The 2,235-nt window shown below is 62.0% G+C and carries 1 protein-coding gene; it reads left to right on the plus strand.

The window, feature by feature from the left end:
- Positions 1-31 precede the first annotated feature (31 nt).
- The coding region (locus O0879_RS28505) for a condensation domain-containing protein (protein WP_289920043.1) at positions 32-2,235 on the plus strand (2,204 nt) is incomplete at its 3' end.

The raw sequence follows: 2,235 nt of genomic DNA on the forward strand, positions 1-2,235 counted from the left end.
ACAGGGTAGCCGCTTGTACAAGACTGGTGACTTGGGACGCTGGCTGGTGTGCGGCAACGTGGAGTTCCTTGGGCGCAACGATCATCAGGTGAAGATTCGTGGCTTCCGAATTGAATTGGGCGAAATCGAACATGCGCTGCAGGCGCATGCGCAGGTGCGGGACACGGTGGTCCTGGCGCGCGACGGGGCCGACGGCGACAAACGCCTGGTCGCTTATGTCGTGCCGCTGGAAGCGGGAGCGGCGCAGCCGCTGCTGGTTGCGGCGTTGCGTCAGCACCTTGGGTCCAGCTTGCCAGACTATATGGTGCCGCAGGCATTCGTGGTGCTCGAGCGCTTGCCGCTCACTCCCAACGGCAAGGTGGACCGTAAGGCCTTGCCGGAGCCGGATGCGGCGGCGCTGGCGCAGCGGGTGTATGAAGCGCCTTGCGGGGAAGTCGAACAGGTACTGGCTGATATCTGGCACGATCTGTTGAAGGTTCGGGTAGGGCGCCATGACCATTTCTTTGAACTGGGTGGCCATTCGCTGCTGGCCGTGCAGGTGATGGCACGCCTGCGCCAGGCTTTGCAGATCGAGATCGCGCTACGCCACCTGTTCACGTACCCGGTGCTGAGCGAACTGGCCACCTGTATTGCGCAAACCGAACGTGTGATGGCCGATGTTATTCCATTGGTCGACCGTGGCGGGGCCTTGCCCCTGTCCTGGTCGCAGCAGCGCTTGTGGTTCCTCGCCCAGCTTGATGATGCAGCCAGTGCCGCATACCACATGCCTGCCGCGCTACGCTTGAGCGGCCGCCTGGATCGAGCGGCACTGAAGGCGACGCTGGACCGCATCGTGGCGCGTCATGAGAGCCTGCGTACTACGTTCGTGCTCGACGACGGCCAGCCGATGCAGCACATCGCGCCTGCCGGGGTGGGTTTTGCCTTGGCTGAACAGGATATCTCGTTGCTTGATGTCAACGCACAGGAGCTGGCGATCACGCGCATTGGTGAGCAAACCATGTCGGCGCCGTTCGACTTGTCGCGTGGACCGTTAATTCGTGGACAACTGCTGCGCTTGGGCCCGGAGGAACATATCCTGTTCGTCAACCAGCACCACATCATCACCGACGGCTGGTCGATCGGTTTGCTGGTACGGGAGGTGAGCATGCTCTACACGGCCTTGAGCCAGGGACGGGACGATCCGTTGCCGCCACTGCCGTTGCAGTACGCTGACTATGCGGTCTGGCAGCGCGCTTGGCTGCAGGGTGATGTCCTGCAGGCCCAGGTCGATTATTGGCAGCAGCATCTGGCCGGTGCTCCGGCATTGCTGGCGTTGCCGCTGGACCGCCAGCGCCCGGAGGTGCAAAGTTACCGTGGCGCGAGCGCGGGCTTTAGCATTCCAGCCACACTTACGCAGGCGCTCAAGCAGCTGGGTCTGCGGCATGGGGCCACGTTGTACATGACGCTGCTGGCTGCTTGGGCAAGTTTGCTGGCGCGCCTGTCTGGCCAAGATGAGGTGGTAATCGGCAGCCCGGTGGCCAACCGCCATCGCCGCGAAACGGAACACCTGATCGGCTTCTTTGTCAACACGCTGGCCTTGCGGGTGAACTTGGAAGGCGCACCCAGCGTCGGTGCCCTGATCGAGCGCGTCAGGCACGATACGCTCAACGCGTATGCACACCAGGATGTGCCGTTCGAGCAGGTGGTCGAGGCGCTCAATCCGCAGCGCAGCCTTGCCTACAGTCCGCTGTTCCAGGTGTCGTTCTCGCTCAACAATACACCGGCCGACGAGGTGCTGGAATTGCCAGGCCTGCGCTTGCAGGGTATCGGGCAAACCCATGCCAGTACCCAGTTCGACCTGTCGCTGGCGGTGACCGAAGCGGACGATGTCCTGTACGGCACGCTTGAATACGCCACCGATCTGTTCGATACCGCCACGATCGAGCGCTGGATTGGCTATTTCCAGCGCACCCTCGAGAGCATGGTGACTGACGAGCAGCAGCCGGCGCATGTGCTGAACCTGATGGACGAGCAGCAGCGACACCAGGTGGTTGTCGATTTCAACCACACGCAGCGCGACTATCCCCGCGAACGCTTAGTACATCAACTATTCGAGGAGCAAGCCGGACGCAACCCGGACAAGATGGCTGTGGTATGCGAAGCGCATACGGTAAGCTACGCAGAGCTGAACCGTCGTGCCAACCAAGTTGCACACGCTCTGCAAGAAATGGGCGTCAAGCCTGATGATCGTGTGGG

Source organism: Janthinobacterium sp. SUN120 (assembly GCF_030397735.1).
In the GTDB taxonomy this organism is placed as follows: Bacteria; Pseudomonadota; Gammaproteobacteria; order Burkholderiales; family Burkholderiaceae_D; genus Janthinobacterium; species Janthinobacterium kumbetense.